The organism is Eisenibacter elegans DSM 3317 (assembly GCF_000430505.1).
GTDB classification, from domain to species: domain Bacteria; phylum Bacteroidota; class Bacteroidia; order Cytophagales; family Microscillaceae; genus Eisenibacter; species Eisenibacter elegans.
Map to the genome: position 1 here is coordinate 210,158 of NZ_AUMD01000012.1, position 23,182 is coordinate 233,339.

Here is a 23,182-nt window from a genome sequence, read left to right on the forward strand (position 1 = left end):
TCTTCACCCCAAAGGCCGGTGGTGTGTAGTGTGTATTGTTCTAAAAAATCTTAACTTACGGCAAAATTACCAAAATTGAGCACCAAAGCCTAGTCTTTTGTAAGTTGGCTTACCATCAAAAACCTTATAAAAGTCCTTTTGGGTATCAGAACTGATTAAACACAGCCCTGCCCCTCTAACCCCTAGGAGTAGGATACTCGCAGATTTAACCGCACGAAGCAGATATGGCGAACAAAGAAAAACGTTCTCAGACGATTCGGAATAGATTGGTAGCCTTGTTGCTGTTTATGTCTTTCATCACAATCAACTACTTTGTGATGATTAACTACTACGACGGCACCTTGCACGAAATACAGTATGTGGTCGATATTTCGAACAAAAACGCAGCTCATGCCTACGAAATAGCCCTGCACGCCCAGTATATGAAACAAGGCGACGACCAGCGCCGCGTAGCTCTTCGCCAAGCCATTGAGGCGCACGAAGCTGGGCTGGTAATCTTGCGCAAGGGTAGCCCCAAGACCTCCAAGGCTCCGGCTGCGGTCAGTTCTAGTATTGACATTACGGAGCGGCTTTGGTACAAGTACCGCCAAAAAGCCGACATCCTTGTCAATGAGCCGCTGATGCTCGAAAACCGCGAGATGAACCCTCAAGTAGAAGATGCGGCCAACTATATTCTCAAAAATGTAGAGAATATGGTTGAACAAGACCGCGCTCTTACGGCTGCCTACATTGCCTATTACGAAAATTTTCAAGATACTCGTACCTTCTCTTTGTGGGCTATCTTGGTGGCCAACCTCTTGTTGTTGGCCTTGGGCTTTACCTACATCAACTTCAACATTGTACGGCCTATCAGCAAAATCTCACGGATTAATGAGATTGTGTCCAGCGGCGATTTTCGCCAACGTATCCGCTATGATGCCGATGACGAGCTAGGGCGGGTAGCCATTGCCATCAACGCCCTTTTTGAAAACCTCGAAAAAGCAACGGACTTTATCCTGGCTATCGGTGAGGGGAAGCTGGATATAGAATACAAGCTCAGCGGCGAAAATGGCCAAGAAGTCAAACAAGACCGCCTCACTACAGCGCTCATCGATATGCGTAACAAAATGAGCGTAGTGGCCGAGCAAGACCGCCAGCGTAGCTGGGTATCGGAAGGCTTGGCGACCTTTGCCGACATCTTGCGCAAGGATATTGATGATGATGACTTCAACTATCGTATCATTGCCAATTTAGTAAAGTATCTGGAGGCCAACCAGGGCGCTATATTCATCATCAATGATGACAACGAGGCCGAAACCTATCTCGAAATGGTCGCTACATATGCCTATGGCAAGAAGAAATTTGTAGAGCGCAAAATCGAAAAAGGGGAAGGCCTTGTGGGTGAAGTATACCAAGAAGGGCAGACTGTCTACATCCGAGAAGTACCTCAAAGCTATATCAGTATCACCTCGGGCTTGGGCGACGCTACCCCCAGCAGCCTGCTGATTGTGCCGCTCAAAATCAATAATGAAGTGTATGGAGTGGTAGAGCTGGCCTCCTTTGAGCCTTTTCACACCTATCAAATAGAGTTTGTGGAGAAACTTAGCGAAAGTATTGCTACGACCTTCTCCTCTGTAAAAACCAATGTGCGTACCCAAAAGCTACTCTTTGAATCGGTACAGTTGAGTGAGCAAATGCGTGCGCAAGAAGAAGAAATGCGCCAAAACTTGGAAGAACTAGTTTCGACTCAAGAGGAAGTAGAGCGCAAAAATCAACTCATTGAGGAGCAAAAAGCCGAACTACAAAAGCAGCTCGATGAGCAAACGCAGCTCATCGTTGATTTGCGCAACCGCGAAGCTGAGCTGCGCGAAGAGCTACAACGCCAACAAGAGGAACGAAGCCTCCTTGAAAAAGCACTGACCGAACAGCAAGATCAGCAAAGTGATGTCCACCAACAGCTCCAAGACAAAGATGAGCAGGTGCGGCGCAGTGTAGAGGAGTTTGACAAAATCAAGGCCGAACTCGCCCAACGCGTACAACAGCTCGAACAACAAATCCAACTGGAACAGAAAAATAAAAAACAGCTCGAAGAGCGCATCCGACACTACGAAGATAGCGCCAAAACACTGCAAGAAACCTTGCAGAAAGTGCAAAACGGAGAAAACTCTAAGGTGAAAGAAATCTTGGATAATCAGAAGCAAACCGTAGAGCGCCTCATTGCCAACTATCGACAACGGGAAGAGAAATACAGCAAACAAATCGCTGAAAAAGAAGTAGAAGTAAGTGAAAACAAACAAATGGTAGAAAGCGAACGAGACCGTGCCCTGATTTTGCTCGAAGGCCAAAAAACAGCCATGATTAAAGTCTCTATGAGGCTGGCCGAAGACATCGAACGCCTCCGACAAGAGGTGGCCGAAAAAGACCGTATCATCGCACAACTCAAACAAAGCTTATAACCTCTACTGCCCGCGTATTATTTTAGCCTATTCTCGTATGAAGCACCACGAAACAGAAGCACTTATTGTTCAGACTCCACAAGACTTGGCCTGTGTGCAATGTTCTTGGATGTCCAAGTATGTCATAAGTGTTGAGTACCGCGAAGCGCTAGAACACGCCCTCCAAGCTTTGACAAACTCCGGCTCGCCAACACTACTCGTTGATGCCAGAAATCTCGGTGCCTTGAGTGATGAGACCCTAAAGTGGACAATCGAGGCACTACTGCCTCGGCTCAAAGATGCCGGCTGCAAACAGCTCTATTTTGTAGAGCCAAAAGATGTTTTTGGACGTATTTCGCTCCAAGAAATTGTACCACATATCAACCCAAGGGTTTTTAAAACGCGCAACTTTAGCTCTTTAGAGGAGGCGCACGAGTGGATTAAAAAAAACTAAGCACAGCTCCTTTTTATCATTTGCCCGAACTTGCCATGTTGCCAAACGACCTACTCATACAGCCCGTATTCATAGGCGCTTTTGTTGAAGGATTTGAGGAATTCAAGCCTATTGTACAAAATTTGTGGCCGGAGCTGAACCAGATACCGCTCCAAGCGCTAACTTATGAGCAATGGGCTTCGGGGCTGAGCTTACTAGAGCAAAAACTCAACGGAGAGGCTATTTTTATGGCTGCCGCAGCTGCTGCCCAACGCCTCTGCCCTGAGTATTTCAAAAAACAATGGCCTGATACTGCCCGCCAACTCAATAGTACCTTTGCCCAGCAATGGCACGGCGCCCCTAAAGCATTTTTTGAGATAACAGTGATTGATACCCAAACTTTCATCAAAAACAGACGTAACTACCCTCCCTCGTTCTTCGCCGGCTTTTGGAGTGGTGTCGCCCAAGCATTTGAAAACCAGCAAGATAACACCAAAGCACTGTTGCTCTCCGATATTCCGCTATTATATTCCAACGACCTACACGTTACTTGGGTAAGCGCCTAATATACTCACCAAAACCATTTTTTTGATACCTTCATCCCACAAAACTTAAAACTCCGACAAAGAGACTTATGCACGGGGAAGGATTGGTGTCTGCATATAAATACTTGATGTCTAGGTTGTAGAGAATCAGCTTTCCAAATTTTATAAGGAAGTTGACAAACTCACGTGAAAGTAGTAACTTGTTTTGAAAATGCCAGATGGGTTGAAGAAATTACTATATATGAGGATTATCAACTTTCAATTTGAGGATAAATCACTAGAGTGGCGGTTGGAACCCTTGACTTTCAACAAACTCACCCTCTTGGTAGGCGCATCAGGGGTCGGTAAAACGCAAATTTTACGCGCCTTGATGACCTTGAAGCAAATCGCAGAGGGAGATGCTGTGAATGGTATAACCTGGCGGCTGGAGTTTGAAACCCTAACACAACAACAATATATTTGGGAGGGTGCATTTGAGAATAAACAAAGCTCAACCTTTAGTGAGTTTGAAGACGATAAAGTGTCTGATAAACATAAGTATACGATTATCACAGAGCGGCTAGTGCTCAATGGAGTGGATATTGTGAGGCGAGATATTGATAGTACCTCTTTTAGAGGGCAGCAAATCGCCTTCAAATTACCTAAAAATAAGAGTGTTTTGTATTTGCTAAAAGAAGAAGATGAGATTCGGGGTGCGCAAAAAATTATTTTGAAGTTACACTTTAGCAATCAGCTCGGGTTTGCTGAAGATGCCGGCATGTATGTGAATAATCAAGAGGTTCTCACAAAAATTATCGCTTCACACAACACACTTGATAAAATTATCAGCTCAAAATTTAAAACTTCAATCAAGCTATTATTGGCCTCTAAAGCACCCAAAGACACTATCTTTCAGCGTATCAAAGATTGCTTTATCAGTATATTCCCCACAGTAGTCGATCTGAGGGTAGAAATGATGAAAAGCTTCTTTTCCATAGCTATCAAAGAAAGCGGTGTGGATAAATGGATAGCGTTGCCCCGAATGTCTTGGGGAATGGTCAAAACACTCAAACAATTGAGCGAGCTTTACTTATGTGAAGAAGGTACGGTGTTCTTGGTTGACGGATTTGAAGATAGTCTTGGGGTCAACTGTATCGATGAAATCACCAGAGACATCCTTATTTCTCAACGTAGCTTACAGTTTGTTTTAACAAGTCATCACCCCCCTATATCATGGATGCCATTGGCTATCAGAATTGGAAGCTTATCACACGAAATGCGGGTGTAATCAAGTCACATAGCCTCGAAAAATTTAATATTGGCAAGTCCAAACATAGTGCATTTATGCAGCTAGTACAGCTAGAAGAGTACCAAACAGGACGAGAGCGATGAATATTTACTTTTTGGTAGAAGGCAAACGTACAGAGGTGAAGGTATATCCCAAGTGGTTGTCTTTGTGGATACCTGAACTCAAAAAGTAAAATATTTTGAGGAAGTAACGCAAAATAACTACTATGTCTTTAGCGGCGCAGGGTTTCCGGCAATCCTAGATAAAATAGCACCGGCCATTCTGCGCAAATTTGTGGCTTATTACAATACCAAGACCTCAGACCCTGAGCTGATGAATAAACTAGATACTTTTGCTGGTTCGGTTGCTGTTTTTCAAGCTAGTTATTTTGAGGAGCTTTTATTTGAAAAATCTAAAGTTCGATATAGCAAGAGAAATCCGCAGGAGGTAGTAGAAAAGTACTATTTAGACGAACTAAAAGCACGAGCAGAACAAACCAATCACCTGCAATCTTTCAAATATTTTCTCGAGTTTTGCAGTAAAGCTAGAGGTAACATTGCCCTATGATAACTTCTGAACCCCTAAAACACAAACTCTTGCGTTGGTTTTGGAATTACATCCCCAATGCCTACAGCCGCAGCGGCGGGCGCATTCGTTATATTGCGGCTGACTACCGGGAGGTGCGTGTCAGCCTGAGCCTAGGTTGGCGTACCCGCAACTATGTCGGTACTATCTTTGGCGGGAGTATGTTTGCCGCCACAGACCCATTTTATATGTTGATGCTCCTCAATATCTTGGGTAAAGACTATGTCGTGTGGGACAAGGCCGCCAGCATTCGGTTTCGCAAACCCGGCAAGGGGCGGCTAGAGGCGCGTTTTGTCCTGACAGAGGCGCAAATAGAGCAGATAAAATCAGCCGTAGCCCAACACCAAGAGTTTGAGGTAGCCTTGCCCATACAGCTAACCAACAAAGAAGGGCAGGTATGTGCCGAAATCAGCCGGACGGTCTATATAGCCGACAAGGTATTTTACAAACAAAAACAAGCTGCCCGTGTACGGAGTGTATAGCCGCCTATGATGGATTTGAAAGACCTCGTACTCACGCCGCTATTTCTGCTTTTTTTGGTGGTTGTATTACAAGCTTGGCGCAACAGCATCCGACAGCCGCTGTATCGGAAACAGTTTCTGCCCGCAGTGCGCCTGCGCTTACTTGGTGCTGTGGCGTTGGGGCTTATCTATCAGTTTTATTATGGCGGCGGCGATACGTTTGTATTTTTCCGAGATAGCTACCACATCTGGGACGCTCTTTTTGACTCGCCTTTCAAGTGGCTGGGCTTGATTACGGTGCCGGCCAATACGTATGACCCCAATCTTTATGACTATACCCGGCGGATTTACCATTTTGTAGACCCGCCCACTTATCATGTCATCAGGGTATCAGGGTTTTTGAGTGCCTTTAGCTTTCATACCTACAGTATCAACGCCTTATGTTTTGGCTTGATGGGCTTCAGTGGTTCGTGGGCGCTTTACAAAGCCTTTATGACGATGTATCCACACCTGCCGCGTCTGATGGCCATTTCGGCTCTTTTTGTGCCCTCGGTTGTGTTTTGGGGCTCGGGTTTGATGAAAGACACCATCACTTTTGCGGCTACAGGCTGGCTTTTTTATGGTTTTTACTTTGGAGTGGTTTTGCGAAGGCAAATATTGTTCAATATCGGGCTGATTCTGCTGAGTATTTTGATTATCCAAGCCATCAAAATCTATATCCTCATTGCATTTATGCCCGGGGCTATTTTTTGGATATTTTTACAATACCGCGCCCGTATTCGCAACTATGCGCTGCGGGCCGTGCTCTTGCCCTTTGTCATCGTTATTTCTGTTCCCCTGAGTTTGGCTGTAGTCGACCGACTGACGGCCAACAACAGCCGCTATCAGCTCGATAATATCGCCGCTACGGCCAAAGAATCGGCAGAGTGGCTGGAATATGTGGCCAGCTCACAGGGAGGCTCTGTATATACCCTAGGGCCTATGGATGGCACATTGAGTGGCACTGTGCGGTTGTTACCACAGGCCATCATCATTGCTTTTTTCAGGCCTTTTTTGTGGGAAGTACGCAATCCTTTGATGCTGCTTTCGGCCTTAGAGTCGGCCTTGGTAAGTTGGTTGTTTTTGCAGATTTTATTTTCGGGCAAGCTTAGTAGGTTGCCAAGTTTGATGCTCCAACAACCATTTTTGATACTCTGTTTGGGTTTTTCGATTGTGTTGGGCTTTGCCACTGCTACAGGCAGCAGTAATTTTGGCACCTTGGTACGTTACAAAATCCCCTTTATGCCCTTTTTGGCGGCCTATCTCTATATTGTGCGTTATGAGCTGACGAGCCGCACGAAGTTGTATTGATTGCTTTCTACAGAGTAGCGGTCTACGACGGTTTGGCGGCCTGCCTGCCCGAGCCGTGTGCGCAAGTCTTGCTGCTGCAAGAGCTTTTGTAGGGCTTCGCGCCACTCGCTATCGTGTTGGCATAAGTAGCCATTTTGTTCGTGGGTAATAATTTGCTTATTGACCCCTACCGGAGAGGCCACGGCTACGATGCCCAACGCCATATACTGCAAGGCTTTGAAGCCACATTTTCCCAAAGCCCAAGAATCCTCCGTCAGGGGCATCAGCCCTATGTGGAAACGGAGTAAATCGGCTATTTCACTGTTTTTTTGCCAAGGCACGAAGCGGAGGTAGGGAGCTTGCCAATCAGGTGGGCGGTCAGCGATGACTACCAGCTCAAAAGCGCAGCCCTCGCGGTGGAGTTGGTCGAGCACGGGGCGCAAGGCGGTTAGGTAAGGCAGGGTAGAGTGTGTGCCCGTCCAGCCGAGGCGTACGATGTCAGTCGTTTGGTCTTGTACTTGGTTGTGCCAATGTTGGGTATCAAGTGTAGTAGGATTGAGAATTACTTGGGGGTTGAATTGGCGGGCATAATCCGCCAAATAATCGTTTCCGGCGCTGATGCGTGTGGCCCATTGGCAGATGAGGGCTGTTTTTTGGTGAAATTTGAACCACCGCGCCAGCGCGTTGCTCTGGGTAGTGTTGGGCAGCCAAATGGCATCATCAAAATCAAAGATAATGGGCTTTCGGGCAATGTAACGCGTGTAGGCTTCAAACCAAGGCGGCCCTATGGGCGTAGCTTCGCGATGGATGAATACCCTATCGGCACGGTGTACGGCTCGGAGCAGCCACAAACGCCGCAGGAAACCTTTCGCCAAGCCGGAGAGTTTTAAGAACAGATGTCCGGGCTGATAGAGGATGCGCCAAGTAGCCTCATCCCAAAAAGCAGCCAGCTGATAATCAATCCCTTGTGAGGTAAGGAGTGCCAGATACTGCTCAAACCGGAAACGCTGCGAAGCCGCAGTGCTATGGGGATAAGGAAACACAAATAACACTCTCAGAGGGCGAGCCTTCATAGCGATATAAAAAATCTGCCGCAGCGGCGGCAATCATCAAACAACAAAGGTATGAACTTTCTTGCGCATATTTTTTTGTCAGGCACAGCCTCCGAACAGTTGCTGATAGGCAATTTTATCGGTGATTTTGTACGTGGCAAACAACTCCAAACTTATAGCCCCGAAGTACAGGCCGGTGTCAGGCTACACCGTGCCATAGACAGCTACACCGACCATCACCCTTTGGTCAAGCAAAGCGCACAGCGGCTCAAGGCCGATTATGGCAAATACGCGCCGGTGATTGTAGATGTATACTACGATCATTTTTTGGCGACTCATTGGCACCAATACCATCCGCAGCAGTCCTTGGCACAGTTTGCCCAGAGCCGGTATGCTATTTTCCAAAAACATCAAGCCTTGCTGCCGGAGCGGGTACAGTACCTGTTGCCGTATATGATTAGCCAAGACTGGTTGCTCAATTATCAACAGCTCAGCGCTATCGATCGGGCGCTTTGCCGCCTAGCCGAGCGGGCTACATTCGACTCAGGCTTGGAGCGGGCTATTCATAACCTAGAGGCTGAGTATAGCGCTTTTGAGCAAGATTTTTTGACCTTTTTCCCTGATGTACAGTGCTTTGTGTCGGAACAGATAGCCCTTAGAGCAGTTGTGCAATAATCTGATCGATGCTGATGCCTTCGGCTTCGGCCTTGAAGTTGCGCACAATACGGTGGCGCAAAATAGGCGCAGCCACAGCTTGTACATCTTCAATATCGGGAGAATATTTTTTGGCCAACAAGGCGTGGCATTTGGCCGCCAAAATCAGCGCTTGCGAAGCTCTAGGGCCTGCACCCCATTCGAGGTATTGGTTGGCTAGGGGTGCCCCTTGGGGGGCATTGGGGCGGGTGTGGTGTACGAGACGGACAGCATACTCTATCACATTGTCGCTTACGGGTACGCGGCGTACCAAGGATTGGTAGGCCTGAATCTCTGCCGCGCTGATGACGGCCTCCACCTTGGGCTTGTGGTCGCTAGTGGTATTTTTGACAATCGCCACCTCTTCTTGGTAGCTCGGATAGTCCAACACGATATTGAACATAAACCGGTCTTGTTGCGCCTCGGGGAGCGGGTAGGTACCCTCTTGCTCGATGGGGTTTTGGGTAGCCAACACAAAAAACGGCAAAGGCAGGCCGTGGCGTGTGCCTGATACCGTTACGGCATACTCTTGCATTGCTTCGAGCAAGGCCGATTGGGTTTTGGGAGGAGTACGGTTGATTTCGTCAGCAAGGATGATATTGGCAAATACAGGGCCTTTGACAAACTGAAAGTTGCGTTCTTTGTCTAGGGTTTCAGCGCCTACAATATCGGAGGGCATCAGGTCGGGAGTGAATTGTATTCGGTTGAAATCCAGCCTCATACACGAGGCGATGGTCTGGATGAGCAAGGTCTTGGCCAAGCCCGGCACACCTACCAAGAGGCAGTGCCCTTGGCAAAACATAGCCGTCAGCAGCAGGTGTACGACCTCGTCTTGCCCAACGATTACTTTTCCGATTTCTTGTTTGAGTTGGCCATAGGCTCGGTAGAGCGCATCGGCGGCTTCTACATCTGAGTTGAATTTTTCGCTCATGCGTATCTTGGGGGTGGGTAAAGTAGTAAACACTAAGCCTAACAAGAAAAAGCCTATGATGGTTGTAACAATGCTTGCCGGCTGAGAACTTGCTCCTTTGAGCGTGTCTAAAATAGGGTATCCCACTGAAAAAACAAAGTCTCAAGGTGGCTTTCCTTGAGACCTGAGTAATTTTGAGCCTAGGGCAAATATTTATTGCGGTTTGTAGGCCTGTGCCAGCCGTCGAGTTTGTTCGTCGGTAGCCACATAGTCTTCGTAGCTTGGTTTGGCTACAAAGCTGGCCTTGGCTAGGCAGTCAGCGATGAGGTCAGACATTCCTAGGAAGCTTACTTCATCTTTGAGAAAACGGGCTACCGCCACTTCATTGGCCGCGTTGAGAATACAGGGGGCATTACCGCCGCGTTGCATTGCTTCAAAAGCAAGGGCAAGGTTACGGAAAGCCTCCGTATCAGGTTTTTCGAAAGTAAGGCTAGGATATAACCCAAAATCAAAGCGAGGGAAGGCCGAAGGGAGGCGGCGAGGGTAGCTGAGCGCATACTGGATAGGGATTTTCATATCCGGCAGGCCAAGCTGCGCTTTGATAGAGCCATCTTCAAACTGAACCAGCGAGTGTACGATAGACTGCGGGTGTACCACTACTTCTATTTGCTCTAGGCGGAGGTCAAAAAGCCATTTGGCTTCAATCACTTCTAGGCCTTTATTCATCATTGAGGCAGAGTCAATAGTGATTTTTGCCCCCATATCCCAGTTGGGGTGTTTGAGCGCTTGTGCCTTACTGACAGCAGCCAGCTCTTGGCGGGTTTTGCCTCTAAAAGGCCCACCGGAGGCTGTCAGAATGATTTTTTCGATGGGGTTTTGCCCTTCTCCTGGGAGGCACTGAAAAATCGCCGAATGCTCAGAATCAACGGGGAGCAAAGCTACTTGATGGGCTTGTGCCAAGGCCGTAACCAGCTCTCCAGCGACCACGAGGGTTTCTTTGTTGGCCAAGGCGATATGTTTGCCTGCACGGATGGCCGCCATTGTAGGGGCTAATCCTGCGTACCCTACCAAGGCCGTCAACACAAGGTCTAATTCTGGTAGCTGGACAACCTCTACCAAGGCTTCCATACCCCCATATACTTGGATGGGCAAGTGTGCCAGCGCATCACGGACAGTGGGGTATAAATCGGTATTGGCAATGACAACAGCCTTGGGTTGGAAGGCCAGCGCTTGAGAAATGAGCAGTGCTGCGTTGTTTTGGGCTGTCAATACTACCACCTCAAAAGCGTCGGGGTGGGCTTGCACGACTTCGAGCGCCTGAGTTCCGATAGAGCCGGTAGCGCCAAGAATAGCAATTTTTTTGGGGCTTTGCATAGGGTAATGATGTAGGCGTAGGGGCGGGCTACTGATTGCGTTGGCGGTGTTTGCGGCTGAACTTCCAGTCGAGATAATACCCAACTGCCGCAAAAATAACGCTTCCAATCAAAACCAATACAGGAGGTTTCAGCAAAAACATAGGCGTTTTGTGTTTGGAAAAATCGACAATAAACTCTCAGTAGAACCCACTCCTAGGGCATAATGTTTGGACAAGGGCTTACTCCGCCTTACTTGCTTTTTTCTTGGGGGCGGGTTTGGGCTTTTTCTCCTCTTCTACCACTACTACGGGGTCATCTACGCCGGCCAGAATACGTCCACAGTGTTCGCAAACGATGATTTTTTTCTGATCACGTACGTCAGCTTGGCGCTGTGGAGGCACAATGTTGAAGCAACCGCCGCAGGCATCACGCTGTACCATCACTACGGCTAGGCCGTTGATCGCATTTTCACGAATACGGTTGTAGGAGCGCAGCAGACGGTCTTCGATATTTTTGGCGCTTTTTTCTCGGTCTTTGACTAGTTTTTGTTCTTCGCCTTCGCTTTCGGCGATGATGCTGTCGAGCTCTGATTTTTTATTTTCGAGGTCTTTGTTGCGGTCAGCAAGTGTATCTTGCGTTTGCTTGATGTCAGCCTCCACACCTTTGATTTTCTCTTCTGTGGTGCGAATTTTTTTGTCGCAGAGGGTGATTTCCAGCTCTTCTGATTCTATTTCCTTGGTGATGGCATCGTACTCACGGTTGTTGCGTACGTTCATCTGCTGGTCTTTATACTTGGTGATGAGCTTTTCGGCTTCTTTTCGGCGCTCTCTAAACCCGGTGATTTCGTTACGTAGAGCATCTATTTCAGCATTGAATTTGTCGATACGGGTTTGGTAACCTGCTATCTCATCTTCGAGGTCTTGCACCTCTTCGGGCAGGTCGCCGCGTATCTTCTTGATTTCATCGAGCTGGGTATCAATAGATTGCAGTTTGAGTAGTGCGGTCAATTTTTGAGCTACGGTACGTTCCATGGGCTATTTTATCGAAAGTCAGTGGTAGGAGCTAAAATACTATAAACGGGACAAAGGTCGACAATTTTATTGAAAAAATCTATGTTTAGGGATAGATTCTTACGCTGGTTAGTCTTTGCGACGTAGTTGGAAAGCGCCTTGGCATCGGGCGCAGAGCTGCCCTTGGGCATCATAGATTTCACCATCTACAAAAACAACGCGTTTTCCTTTTTTGATTACTTGCGCCTTGCCGAGTACTTCGTCGGTGGCTTGCAACATACTGATATACTGTACGTTGAGGGAGGTGGTTACTTGTCCAATCACGCCTTCGTCCCATACTGATACGACGGCAGCGCCCAGCAGGCCATCAAAAAGGTAGGCCATAATGCCGCCATTGATGGCCTGTGTACCCCCGCCACCTCGGTGATGATCTTGAACCTGGAGGGCAATTGTTGCACGGCCTTCGTGGGCTTCTATGATGCGCAATCCGGCCCATTTATAAAAAGGATACTCATTCCAGCGGGCTAAAACTTGTTCGTTCATAGGATGTTTAATTTGGGTATGGGTAAATAGGAAAAGCAAAAACCTCTCGCCTAATGAAGTAGTACAAGAGGTTTTGATATATTGTTGGAAGGCTTATTGTTCGCTGCTTTTGTAGACCTTGACATCAAAGACAAAGTTTTGCATTACTTTGATTTGGTTGGTGCGGTCTAGGGTATGCATTTGTCCTTGTTTTGGGAGGACAATCAGCTGTTCGGGGTTTTGGGCCTGTATGGCATCCAACATTTGGAGCAGGTATTTTACTTTTACGGCAAAGGCTGTGCCTTCCATTCGGGTATTTTTGCCTTTGACAATCCCGATGAGGTTGCCTTTCATATCGAGCAGCGGCCCGCCGCTGTTGCCTGGGTTTACAGGGACGGAGATTTGGTAGGCTGTGGTATCGCCTTGGTATCCGGAGCGGGCGCTTATGGAGCCTTCTCCATACACCATTTCTTGGCGGGGGTAGGCTAGGGTAAATACCGGCTCGCCTAGGTCAGCCTCCTCAGCGCGTATGCCAAAGGGCAAGAGGCCAAAGGTTTGGAACCCTTCTTCAATCACACGCAAGATGGCCAAATCGTTGGTAGGGTCTGTATGGACTACCACCACCTTGAGGTTGTCAAGTGTATCAGAAGCAGAGGCGATATAGATAGCATCAGCATCTTTGACTACGTGATAGTTGGTAACTAAGTAGCCATTGGAAGCCAATACAAAGGCTGTAGCGCCAGAGGTAGGGGGTTGTAGGAGCATCTGCTCGTTTTTCTTTTGGCGGTCGGCTAGGCTTTGTTGGGAGCGCTTTACAGCGTCGAGGTCGCGCTTGAGGTCTTTATATGCCTCAAAATTATTGCTTTGACGTTGGGCAAGGTAACGGACATCGTGCTTGAGGACAATGACCGTAACAATGGAAGTAAGCAAGGCGACGGAGGCGGCCACTGCCAACATAGAAGCATTGCGGCGGAACAAGGCAACGCTATTGTCCCAAAGAGGGCGTAAGGCGACACTGCGCCCACGGTGTTTGGGCAGGGCAGGCGCTTCCAAGGCGGTGGAGATGTTTTCGCTTTCCAATTCTTGCTGAAAGACTTGTAGTTTGCGTTTGAGCATCAGGTGGCTTTCGTGTTGTCGAAGCCTTTGTAAGAGTTGCCCATACTGAGCTACTTCTTGTGCCAAATGCGCATCCTCAGCCATTTGCTTTTCAAACTGCTGACATTGGTCGGCGGACATCTGCCCTTGGAGGTACTGCTCAATAAGTGGTAAGTTTCCCTCAGATTTCATATCGTTTACTCCGGTTTATAGTTGTCAAAGAAGAGTTTTTTTAAGCGCATCAAACATTTGTACTTTTGGTTTTTGGCGCTGTCGGTGTTGTTGTAGCCCATTGTATCGGCTATTTCTTGCATCGACATTTGCGCCACATAATACTGCTTTAGTACAGAAGCACAGGGCTCGCCCAATTGTTCAAGCGCTTGTGCCATTAGGTTAAAGTGAGCCTCTCGTTCGTCTATCCGTCCTTCGTCTTGTGTGCTGAGGGGGACAAACTCCTCCAAATCTTGGATGGGAGGGAGAAACCTGCTTTTTTGTCGTAAACGCTTGAGCCACAGCCTTCTGCTGACGGCATAGAGATAAGTTTTGATTTGGCAGTTGAGCGCAAACTGCGCGTCCTGCAAATTTTCGTAGAGTACTATGACGGCCTCCTGATACACATCTTGGGCTTCTTGCTCAGTGCCATTATTTTGGAAAATAAGGTTGGCAATCACCTTATAGTGTGTTTTGTAGACATAGGCTAGGGCTTTGTTGTCGCCTTGGCGTATGGCTTCTATCAGGTCGGTTTCAGTATATGTAGGGGCACTTAGCTTTGACATGCAGCGGAAATCTGATTCAGAACATTGAGGCAAGTTACGTTTTTTCACGTATTTGCCCAAGATACTGCGTAGATGTCCGCCTGCATATATTTGTGATATGGGGCGTTTGTGCCTGTTGATGTTGCTTTTAATACCACAAAGGCCTAGATGTAACCCAAGCTTTGTTGTCTTTTTGTTATCCAAAAATGACGGTAGTGGTAGTGGTGGTGTCAGATGATGACGCTTTTGTTGCACTTACTTAGGCTTTTGTGTAAATTTGACCTCGATATCGACAGAACATCAATATTTATGGCCAATACCTACGAACTGGTAGTGGGCTTGGAAGTACACGCCCAACTCCTGACACAAAGCAAAGCTTACGCCCCCGACTCAACCGAATACGGCAGTTTGCCCAATACCAATATCAGCGTCATCACGCTGGGCCACCCGGGTACGCTGCCCCGTGTGAACGAAAAATCGGTGGAGTATGCCGTCAAAATGGGCTTGGCTTGTGGCTCCGACATCAACCGCTACAATATTTTTGCCCGTAAAAATTATTTTTATCCTGATTTGCCCAAGGGCTATCAAATCACCCAAGATAAAGGGCCTATCTGCGCAGGCGGCCACGTTACTATCCGCCTCAAAGACGGCAGCGAGCGCCAAATAGGCATCACCCGCATCCACCTCGAAGAAGACGCAGGCAAATCAATACACTTGGCCGAAGAGGTCGACACCTTGGTAGACTTCAACCGCGCCGGCGTGCCCCTAATCGAGATTGTCAGCGAGCCCGATATACGCACTGCCGAAGAGGCCTATGCCTACCTCACCGAAATCCGAAAGCTTGTTCGCTACCTCGGTATCTGCGATGGCAATATGGAAGAAGGCTCTCTGCGCTGTGATGCCAACATCTCTGTCCGCAAACCCGGCGAACCCTTCGGCACTCGGGTAGAGGTCAAAAATATGAACTCCATCCGCAACGTACAGCGGGCGATTGAGTATGAATTTGAACGCCAAGTGGCCCTCGTAGAGCAAGGCATTTCTTTCAAACAACATACCCGCACCTTCAACGCTGTAGATGGTAAAACCTACTCTATGCGTGAGAAGGAAGATATGAACGACTACCGCTACTTCCCTGAGCCGGACCTTACGCCCGTGGTTATTAGCGATGAGGATATTGCCCAAATCAAGGCTCAAATGCCGCCCCTGCCCCGCGAGCTCTACCTCAAATACACCCAAGAGTTTGGCCTCTCCGACTATGACGCCGAGGTACTCACCGCCACCAAGGAGGTTGCCCTGTATTACAACGCGCTCTGCCAACAGACCAAAAACTATAAGGCAGCTGCCAACTGGGTAACCGGCGACATCAAGGCCTACCTCAACAAACTGACCCTCTCGATGGAGCAGTTTCCGGTAAGCCCCGAAAAAATCGCCGGCCTCATCGAAATTGTAGACCAAAACAAGGTCAGCTACTCCATCGCCGCCCAAAAGATTTTCCCAGCCCTCATCGAGCAGCCCGAGCAGACCGCCCTCAGCATTGCCGAGCGTGAAAACTTGCTGCAAGAGAGCGACGAAGGCACGCTTCAGGCCATCATCGCGGAGGTCATTGCGGCCTTCCCCGACAAGGTGCGCGAGTACCAAGCCGGCAAAAAAGGCCTTACCGGTATGTTTATGGGGCAAATTATGAAAAAAACTCAGGGCAAAGCCGACCCAAAACGCACCAATGACCTGCTCGCCGAAGCCCTCGACAAGGCGACTGTCTAAGCTTTGACTGCTTTTTAGGACTTATCCCGCGCTTGCGCGGGGCTGGATCATTACCTGTAGTCCCCGCGAGGGCGTTGAAGGCTTATCTCACACATCCCGTCGGGCGCGGGGAGCTACTTGTAGGGCTTGTGCCTGCATAGCTTCGCATCGACACTGGCTCGCTATTTCAAACACCTCTTCACTTCTCATCTCCTGTGCAATGACAAAGACCAATATTTTTATCTCCTTTCATAAAACCCTACTCAAGAGTACCTTACTCCTACTCCTCATCGGGCTGGCTGCCTGCGGTGGCAACAGTGCTGAGTCGGGTAGCGGCAAGGTGTCTATCAAAGGCATTATCCAACAAGCCCCCAAGGGCACTATCGTGCTCGAAAAACTCGAAGGGCAAGCCTATCAGCCCATTGAGACCATAGCGCTCAAAAACAACGAGACCTTCAGCTTTGAGGTCAATGTTACGGAGCCGGACTTCTACCGCCTCAACCTCTTCAACGAAAAGCAATACATCTACCTTGTGCTCCAAGCTGGGCAAAAAGTAGAAATCACTGTAGATGCCTCTCAGGCAGATATGCCCTTCAAAGTAAATGGTTCCAAAGATACAGACTACTTCCGTACACTGAATGAGCGTCTGGCGGCCTTCAAACAAGAGCAGGAGCAGTTGATAGCCCTTTACCAAGCCACCGAAGACGAAACCGAACGCGCCTCCATCCAACAACGCTACGAGCGCTACCAACAGGCCGAAGTAACCCGTATGAAGGCCATCATCGATACCATCATTCCTTCGGTGAGTGTGATGTTTGCCCTTAATTTTTTTGAAATCGAAACCGAACTCGAGTACATCGAACAAGTAGCCGACCGCTTTGCCAAGGAGCTACCCAACTCACGCCATACCAAAAGCCTTGTAGGCAATTTGGCACAATACAAACAATCGCTCGCCGGTCAGGTAAACCCCGGCCAAGCCGCTCCCGATATCGCCCTGCTCAACCCCCAAGGCGAAACTGTCCGACTCTCCAGCCTCAAAGGCAAGCTTGTTTTGGTAGATTTTTGGGCCTCTTGGTGCCGCCCCTGCCGCGAAGAAAACCCCAACGTAGTCAAGCTCTACCAAAAACACAAAGACCAAGGCTTTGAGATTTTGGGGGTTTCCCTCGACCAAGATCGCAAAAAATGGCTGCAAGCCATCGAAGCTGACGGGTTGACTTGGGTACACGGTTGGGACGAGCAAGGAGAGGTTGCCCAAGAGTATCAGGTCAATGCTATTCCGGCTACTTTTTTGGTTGATGCCGAGGGCAAGGTCATCGCCACGGGCCTCAGAGGGCAAGCCCTAGCCGAACGCGTAGCCACCGAACTACAGAAAAAGAACAACTAACCCACCCTGCCAAGATATGCTACAAATCGATGTACAAGACCCCCAAGGGCAACAACTCCGCGCACAGTTTGAGCGCAAAGGCGACCAACTGTTACTCAACCAAACTGCCCTTGAATGGGATTTGGTAGACCTAGGAAACGGCCTCTTTCATATTCTCTACCAAGGGCGCTCTTACAATGCCCAACTACTACGCCACGACCGCGAGGCCAAAACAATGTCGCTGCGCATCAATGGCACAGTACACGAAATCAGCCTGAAGGATAAGTTTGACCTCCTACTCCAAAAAATGGGGATGGAAAATGCCGCCGCCAGTAAGGTCAACGAAGTCAAAGCCCCTATGCCGGGTCTCATTCTTACTGTCCACGCCACCGAAGGCGCAGAGGTTAGCAAGGGTGACCCACTACTCGTGTTGGAGGCCATGAAGATGGAGAATGTCATCAAGTCGCCCAGTGATGGCATTGTCAAGAACATACACGTCAGCAAAGGCCAAAACGTAGAAAAAAACCAAGTACTGATTACGTTTGCCTAAAAGCCTTCTGCTATTGTACTTGAAATCAGAATGATATAATACTGCTTTTGTTGTAGAAATAGGCGGCCATATCAGCCATTGTAGTAGCAATCGGTATCAACAGGCTTAGCCAAAACACCAAAACTGCTTAACCTGTTTTGAGGCTATGTGGGCACAAAAGCCCTATCAACCCCCAAAACCTTGGGCAAAATATGTATCTTTACTAGCCAAAATCCACCACTAGGACAAAGATTGGGGTTGGTATTGTATCGACCCATACGTACCTTGGTTTTTTTATTTTGATAAATCGGAAAGCAGATTCACCTATGAACACAAACAGAAGTCAAGCCCTATTCACACAGGCTCAACAATACATCCCCGGCGGGGTCAATTCTCCCGTACGGGCATTCAAAGCCGTAGGCGGCAACCCCTTGTTTATAGAGTCGGCCAAAGGCGCATACCTTTATGATGCAGACGGTAACCGCTACATCGAGCTAATCAACTCTTGGGGGCCGATGATTTTGGGGCACGCCCACGAACTCATCGAAGAGGCAGTGGTCAAAGCGGCTAAAAGTTCGCTTTCCTTTGGTGCGCCTACAGCCAGAGAGGTCATTATTGCAGAGCTGATAGCCGACATGGTGCCCTCTATCGAAAAAGTGCGGATGGTCAATTCGGGGACAGAAGCCTGTATGAGCGCTATCCGTGTGGCTAGAGGCTATACGGGGCGAGACAAAATCATCAAAATTGAGGGCTGTTATCACGGCCACGGCGACTCTTTTCTGATTGCTGCCGGAAGCGGCGCTGCTACTTTTGGGATACCCGACAGCCCCGGGGTTACACGCGGAACCGCCCAAGATACGCTTACTGTGCCCCACAACAACTTGGCCGCTATCGAAACCTTGGTCAACGACAATCCACAACAAATAGCGGCCATTATCCTAGAGCCCGTAACAGGCAATATGGGCGTAACGCTTCCCAAACGGGGCTACTTAGAAGGGTTGCGCCGCCTATGTGACCGCGAAGGGATTGTCCTGATTTTTGATGAGGTGATGACAGGCTTCCGCCTAGCGCCTGGAGGCGCACAAGAAGTTTTTGGTGTAACCCCCGATATGACCACGCTAGGTAAGATTATTGGCGGCGGAATGCCCGTAGGGGCGTATGGAGGTAAGGCCGAAATTATGGACTATGTATCGCCGGCAGGGCCGGTATACCAAGCCGGTACGCTCTCAGGCAATCCCGTATCGATGGCTGCAGGGCTGGCGATGTTGACCTACCTCCACGAACATCCAGAGGTATATGAGCGTATCTCCAACTTGACACAGGATATTGTCAATGGCATTCGCGGAGTCAATGAAAAACTAGGGCTCAACTACACCCTCAACCATATCGGCTCTATGTATACGCTCTTCTTTACGGGAGCAGAAGTATATGATTTTGCTACGGCCAAAGAATCTGACTTGGCGCTCTTTGGGCGTTATTTCCAAGCAATGCTCCAGCAAGGGGTGTACCTTGCGCCTTCGCAGTTTGAGAGCCTCTTTGTGTCGGCAGCGCTTAGCGATGCAGACGTAAGCCATATTGTCAATGCACACGAAGTGGCATTGCAGCAGGTTTTATCCCAAAAATAAATAAACAATCAATCATCCACCATAGAACAGCCCTGCCAATACTTTAGGTGTTGGCAGGACTTGTATTTTGGAAACGAAGGCACTAAAGCCCAAGAGTTGCCCCACCGTCGATGATGAGGGTCTGTCCGGTAATAAACCCAGCCTCTTCGCTACAGAAAAATAGCGCACCGTAAGCAATATCAGCAGGCGTGCCCACACGACGTACCGGAATAGATTGAACCATTCCTTTAAGCATTTCTTCGGGGATAGTGGCCAACATCGCCGTATCGATAGGCCCCGGCGCAATGGCATTGGCTGTGATGTTGTTTTTACCTAGCTCTTGTCCCCAAACCTTGGTCATAGCGGCTACACCGGCCTTAGCGGCTACGTAGTTGGTTTGGCCAAAATTACCAAACAAACCTGCTACCGATGAGAGGCTGACGATGCGCCCATAGTTGGCCTCCATCATATATGTGGAAACCGCTTTGGTACAGTTAAACACACCCGTCAGGTTGACATCCATCACAAGCTGCCATTGCTCGGCAGTCATTTTTTTGAAGGAAGCATCCCGTACAATGCCGGCATTGTTGACCAAGATGTCGATTTGGCCATATTTTTCGGCCACATATTGCGCTCCGGCCTCGGCAGCATCCAACTTGGTAATGTCTACCGTCATAGGAGGTACCTCTACTGTAAGGCCTTCGGCGCTGAGCTTTTGGGCAAGCGCTTGCGCCTTGTCCGTTTGTACGTCCCAAATAACCACTGCAGCCCCTTCGCGGGCAAAACGCTCCACAATACCTTGGCCGATGCCTTGCGCACCTCCGGTGATGATGGCCACGCGCTTGTCTAGTCTTTTCATAGCAAATGTGTGATTGTAATTTACGTTAGTTTGATTAAATTTTGAGGCAAAATACTGTTTTTTCGCTGTTAAAGCAACCTTATGCGGCTTATGTACCCAAATTGAAGGCCAAAGCGATAAGTTATAGAAAATTGTCTTAATTTTGTTGCCCAAGTAAATGTCCATAAAACAAGATGCTCAAAATCAAGAAATCTCTCAATAAAGTACGCGACAGGGTCTTCAAGAATGTCCACAGCAACAACCTGATTTATAATATGTGCTGGGAAGACCCGCGCTGCGACCGCGAACTGCTGGGCTTTGACCAACAGAGCGAAGTAGTGATGATTACCAGCGCAGGCTGCAATGCGCTCGACTACCTATTGGATGATCCCGCTGCCGTACATACCATAGATATGAATCCTAGGCAGAATGCTGTTTTAGACCTTAAAAAAACGCTTTTTCAACACGGAGACTATGAGCACTTGTGGAAGTTTTTTGGAGAAGGTCAATATGATGAAGCGCCAAAATATTATGAGCAACAGCTCAAAGCCAAGTTGCCGGCGTATGCTAGTGAGATTTGGGACAAAAAGCTGAGCTACTTTACCAATAAAGGATTGAAAAAGTCTTTTTATTTTCGAGGTACTTCGGGCAGCTTTGCTTGGCTTTTCAATCAGTATATGCGCTCACGCCCCAAGGTATACAAAGGCACACTTGACTTGCTCGAAGCCAAAACCCTTGAGGAGCAAACCAAGCTCTACAACGCCGTAGAAAGCAAAATCATCACCTTCTTAGTTCGTTGGCTGATGAACCGCCACCTAACACTCACCCTCCTAGGTGTGCCCCGTGCCCAGCGCCAACTGATAATGGACAAATACGATGACGGGGTAGCCGGCTTCGCCCAAGAGTGCCTACGGCAAGTATTTACCCAAATCCCAATCCACGACAACTACTTTTGGCGTGCTTATATTACCGGAAAGTATACCCCCGAATGTAGCCCCAATTACCTCAAGGCCGAAAATTTTGACACCCTAAGCCAGCGTGTAGACCGGATTCACCTCTATACTACCACTATCAGCGATTTCCTCAAGAAAAACCCCAAGCCTTATAGCCACTATATCTTGCTCGATCACCAAGACTGGTTGGCGGCCAACAATGTACCGGCACTGGAAGAGGAATGGGACTTGATTCTCAAAAATAGCCGCCCCGGCACTAAAATATTACTCCGCTCAGCAGCCCCAGAAGTAACTTTTATCCCCGAATTTGCAAAAAAGCGCTTGGTATTCGAACAAGAAGTTACCCAACGCACCCACAAAATCGATCGCGTAGGTACGTATGCCAGCGTGTATATGGGGATAGTACAATAAACCAATTTGTATTGGCCTCCTAGGGGGCCATACCCTCAATTTTGAAAGCCTATGAAAGACCGCCTTTCACAAGACAAAGAAGCCCAATTGGCCGATATGCGAAACTACTATAAGTTTCAGGCCAAAATTTATGACCTTACCCGCTGGGTTTTTCTCTTTGGGCGAAAGAGTATCCTCAAACACATTCCGTTTGAGCGCGAAGCCCAACTCCAAATCTTGGATGTTGGCTGTGGTACCGGAATCAACTCTTATAACCTAGCCAAGCGTTTTCCTAAGGCGCAAATCACCTCGTTGGATGTATCAGAAGATATGATTGAGCGCGCCACCCAAAAGCTGCGCCCTTTTGCCGACAGGGTGCAATGCTTACACCAACCCTACGAAAGCGGAACGCAGTACAACAATCACTTTGATATCATCCTCTTTTCGTATTCGCTGACGATGATTAACCCACAGTGGAGCGAACTGATAGACCAAGCCCGCCTCGACCTCAAGCCCGGTGGAGTGATAGTGGTTTCTGATTTTCACGATACGCCCGTAGGCTTGTACAAGCGCTTTATGCGTGCCAACCACGTCCGCCTCGATGGTCATCTGGTACCATATCTCCAACAACGCTTTGAGCCGGTATACACCAAAATCAAAAAAGGATATTTGGGTGTGTGGCAGTATATGATGTTTATAGGCAGAAAAGCATAAAAAATCTGCAAAAGACAAAACCCTGACAGCAGTCAAACGCAGTCAGGGTTTTTCTTGAAAGATACCCAATCAACAGTGGTTAGGGAAAAAGGCATGTACTGAGTTCCCTTTCTTGTAAATTTTGATATAATCTTTGTGGAGCTTATTCATCATCGGGATCGCCTTGTTTGGAATGATGCCGCATACGCTCCATCAGCATTTTTCGGAAACTATGTTCGGCCTCATAGAGTACTGCGACTTGTTCCCAGCTGATGACATTGGCAAAACGATACATATAATCTTTTTCTAGTGCTAGCTCTTGTTGTTTGAGCTGGAGTATTTGCTCTAAGTCAGCCTGTATGTTGGTGCTGTTTGAACGGTTTTTGCGCAGCCTTCGCGATTGTTCTTGGAGTTGTTGCCGCTCTTGCTCATATACATTATACAAAGCCCAAAAGTTGCCGGCTTGCTCAGGGCTGAGGTTCATCCTTTGTGTGAGATAAGCTGTCCGCATAGCCTTGATGTGTTCGTATCGTTCTTGTGCGGTGGCATTGGTCAGTTGGTCATCTGTTTGAGCGCTTAGCAGGGCGGGCGATAAAAGTCCGCAAATGGCTAAAAGAAAGAAGTAAATCGGTTTTTTCATGGTTGT

At 48.3% G+C, this 23,182-nt stretch carries 23 protein-coding genes; 14 read left to right on the plus strand and 9 right to left on the minus strand.

Features of this window, described 5'->3' with window-relative positions; translation table 11 throughout:
• Window positions 1–287: 287 nt before the first annotated feature.
• The 7 genes from G499_RS20905 to G499_RS0104545 all read left to right on the plus strand — a co-directional run bounded on the left by G499_RS20905 (window position 288) and on the right by G499_RS0104545 (window position 7,055).
• Window positions 288–2,435 carry a GAF domain-containing protein gene (locus G499_RS20905; RefSeq protein ID WP_211231582.1) on the plus strand — a complete coding sequence of 716 codons (2,148 nt, stop codon included), beginning with the start codon at window positions 288–290 and terminating at the stop codon, window positions 2,433–2,435.
• Between the two features lie 37 nt (window positions 2,436–2,472).
• A complete protein-coding gene (locus tag G499_RS0104515) occupies window positions 2,473–2,868 on the plus strand; it encodes a hypothetical protein (protein WP_026998958.1) in 396 nt (131 codons plus the stop codon).
• 35 nt (window positions 2,869–2,903) lie between these two features.
• Window positions 2,904–3,413, plus strand: a complete 510-nt coding sequence (locus G499_RS0104520; RefSeq protein WP_026998959.1) for a hypothetical protein — start codon at window positions 2,904–2,906, stop codon at window positions 3,411–3,413.
• A 220-nt stretch (window positions 3,414–3,633) separates the two neighbouring features.
• Window positions 3,634–4,659, plus strand: a complete 1,026-nt coding sequence (locus tag G499_RS0104525) for an AAA family ATPase (RefSeq protein ID WP_161627694.1) — start codon at window positions 3,634–3,636, stop codon at window positions 4,657–4,659.
• Between the two features lie 333 nt (window positions 4,660–4,992).
• A complete protein-coding gene (locus G499_RS22105) occupies window positions 4,993–5,226 on the plus strand; it encodes a hypothetical protein (protein WP_026998961.1) in 234 nt (77 codons plus the stop codon).
• A complete protein-coding gene (locus G499_RS0104540) occupies window positions 5,223–5,726 on the plus strand; it encodes a DUF4442 domain-containing protein (RefSeq protein ID WP_026998962.1) in 504 nt (167 codons plus the stop codon). The genes G499_RS22105 and G499_RS0104540 overlap by 4 nt, the downstream gene beginning before the upstream one ends.
• A gap of 6 nt (window positions 5,727–5,732) precedes the next feature.
• Complete coding sequence (locus tag G499_RS0104545) at window positions 5,733–7,055, plus strand: hypothetical protein (RefSeq protein ID WP_026998963.1); 1,323 nt, start codon at window positions 5,733–5,735, stop codon at window positions 7,053–7,055.
• Here the strand turns inward: G499_RS0104545 and G499_RS0104550 are convergent.
• Entirely contained in the window at window positions 7,022–8,077 is a 1,056-nt protein-coding gene (locus tag G499_RS0104550; RefSeq protein WP_245576650.1) for a glycosyltransferase, read from the minus strand. The genes G499_RS0104545 and G499_RS0104550 overlap by 34 nt on opposite strands.
• Window positions 8,078–8,158: 81 nt before the next feature.
• On the opposite strand from G499_RS0104550, the gene G499_RS0104555 reads away from it, so the two are divergent.
• A complete protein-coding gene (locus tag G499_RS0104555) occupies window positions 8,159–8,761 on the plus strand; it encodes an acyl carrier protein phosphodiesterase (protein WP_026998965.1) in 603 nt (200 codons plus the stop codon).
• Here the strand turns inward: G499_RS0104555 and G499_RS0104560 are convergent.
• The 6 genes from G499_RS0104560 to G499_RS0104590 form a co-directional block, all read right to left on the minus strand.
• A complete protein-coding gene (locus G499_RS0104560) occupies window positions 8,742–9,710 on the minus strand; it encodes an AAA family ATPase (RefSeq protein ID WP_026998966.1) in 969 nt (322 codons plus the stop codon). The two genes, G499_RS0104555 and G499_RS0104560, sit on opposite strands and share 20 nt — an antisense overlap.
• A 192-nt stretch (window positions 9,711–9,902) precedes the next feature.
• Window positions 9,903–11,063 carry a 1-deoxy-D-xylulose-5-phosphate reductoisomerase gene (locus tag G499_RS0104565; protein ID WP_026998967.1) on the minus strand — a complete coding sequence of 387 codons (1,161 nt, stop codon included), beginning with the start codon at window positions 11,061–11,063 and terminating at the stop codon, window positions 9,903–9,905.
• Between the two features lie 220 nt (window positions 11,064–11,283).
• A complete protein-coding gene (locus G499_RS0104575; RefSeq protein WP_026998968.1) occupies window positions 11,284–12,075 on the minus strand; it encodes a zinc ribbon domain-containing protein in 792 nt (263 codons plus the stop codon).
• A gap of 108 nt (window positions 12,076–12,183) precedes the next feature.
• The gene (locus G499_RS0104580) at window positions 12,184–12,597 is read right to left on the minus strand and encodes a PaaI family thioesterase (RefSeq protein ID WP_026998969.1); all 414 of its coding nucleotides are present in this window, start codon (window positions 12,595–12,597) and stop codon (window positions 12,184–12,186) included.
• Between the two features lie 93 nt (window positions 12,598–12,690).
• Window positions 12,691–13,863: a S1 family peptidase gene (locus tag G499_RS18730; protein WP_051295909.1), complete on the minus strand. Its 1,173-nt coding sequence runs from the start codon at window positions 13,861–13,863 to the stop codon at window positions 12,691–12,693.
• Window positions 13,864–13,868: 5 nt separating this feature from the next.
• Entirely contained in the window at window positions 13,869–14,447 is a 579-nt protein-coding gene (locus tag G499_RS0104590; protein WP_026998970.1) for an RNA polymerase sigma factor, read from the minus strand.
• 288 nt (window positions 14,448–14,735) lie between these two features.
• Here G499_RS0104590 and gatB point away from each other — a divergent pair, with 288 nt between their 5' ends.
• The 4 genes from gatB to hemL all read left to right on the plus strand — a co-directional run bounded on the left by gatB (window position 14,736) and on the right by hemL (window position 19,683).
• Window positions 14,736–16,187 carry an Asp-tRNA(Asn)/Glu-tRNA(Gln) amidotransferase subunit GatB gene (gene gatB / locus G499_RS0104595; protein ID WP_026998971.1) on the plus strand — a complete coding sequence of 484 codons (1,452 nt, stop codon included), beginning with the start codon at window positions 14,736–14,738 and terminating at the stop codon, window positions 16,185–16,187.
• Window positions 16,188–16,386: 199 nt separating this feature from the next.
• On the plus strand, window positions 16,387–17,550 hold the full coding sequence (locus G499_RS0104600; RefSeq protein ID WP_051295910.1) for a TlpA disulfide reductase family protein: 1,164 nt from the start codon (window positions 16,387–16,389) through the stop codon (window positions 17,548–17,550).
• A 16-nt stretch (window positions 17,551–17,566) separates the two neighbouring features.
• The gene (locus tag G499_RS0104605) at window positions 17,567–18,079 is read left to right on the plus strand and encodes an acyl-CoA carboxylase biotin carboxyl carrier protein subunit (protein ID WP_026998973.1); all 513 of its coding nucleotides are present in this window, start codon (window positions 17,567–17,569) and stop codon (window positions 18,077–18,079) included.
• 305 nt (window positions 18,080–18,384) lie between these two features.
• Window positions 18,385–19,683 (plus strand): glutamate-1-semialdehyde 2,1-aminomutase, encoded by a 1,299-nt coding sequence (gene hemL / locus G499_RS0104610; RefSeq protein WP_026998974.1) that lies wholly within the window; start codon window positions 18,385–18,387, stop codon window positions 19,681–19,683.
• 82 nt (window positions 19,684–19,765) lie between these two features.
• On the opposite strand, the gene fabG is transcribed toward hemL, so the two are convergent.
• Window positions 19,766–20,521, minus strand: a complete 756-nt coding sequence (gene fabG / locus G499_RS0104615; RefSeq protein WP_026998975.1) for a 3-oxoacyl-ACP reductase FabG — start codon at window positions 20,519–20,521, stop codon at window positions 19,766–19,768.
• Between the two features lie 173 nt (window positions 20,522–20,694).
• Between fabG and G499_RS0104620 the strand changes: the two genes are divergently transcribed.
• Window positions 20,695–21,864: a BtaA family protein gene (locus tag G499_RS0104620; protein ID WP_026998976.1), complete on the plus strand. Its 1,170-nt coding sequence runs from the start codon at window positions 20,695–20,697 to the stop codon at window positions 21,862–21,864.
• A 51-nt stretch (window positions 21,865–21,915) separates the two neighbouring features.
• The gene (locus G499_RS0104625; RefSeq protein WP_026998977.1) at window positions 21,916–22,557 is read left to right on the plus strand and encodes a class I SAM-dependent methyltransferase; all 642 of its coding nucleotides are present in this window, start codon (window positions 21,916–21,918) and stop codon (window positions 22,555–22,557) included.
• A gap of 142 nt (window positions 22,558–22,699) precedes the next feature.
• Here the strand turns inward: G499_RS0104625 and G499_RS0104635 are convergent, their stop codons facing one another.
• Complete coding sequence (locus G499_RS0104635) at window positions 22,700–23,176, minus strand: hypothetical protein (RefSeq protein WP_026998978.1); 477 nt, start codon at window positions 23,174–23,176, stop codon at window positions 22,700–22,702.
• Between the last annotated feature and the right edge of the window lie 6 nt (window positions 23,177–23,182).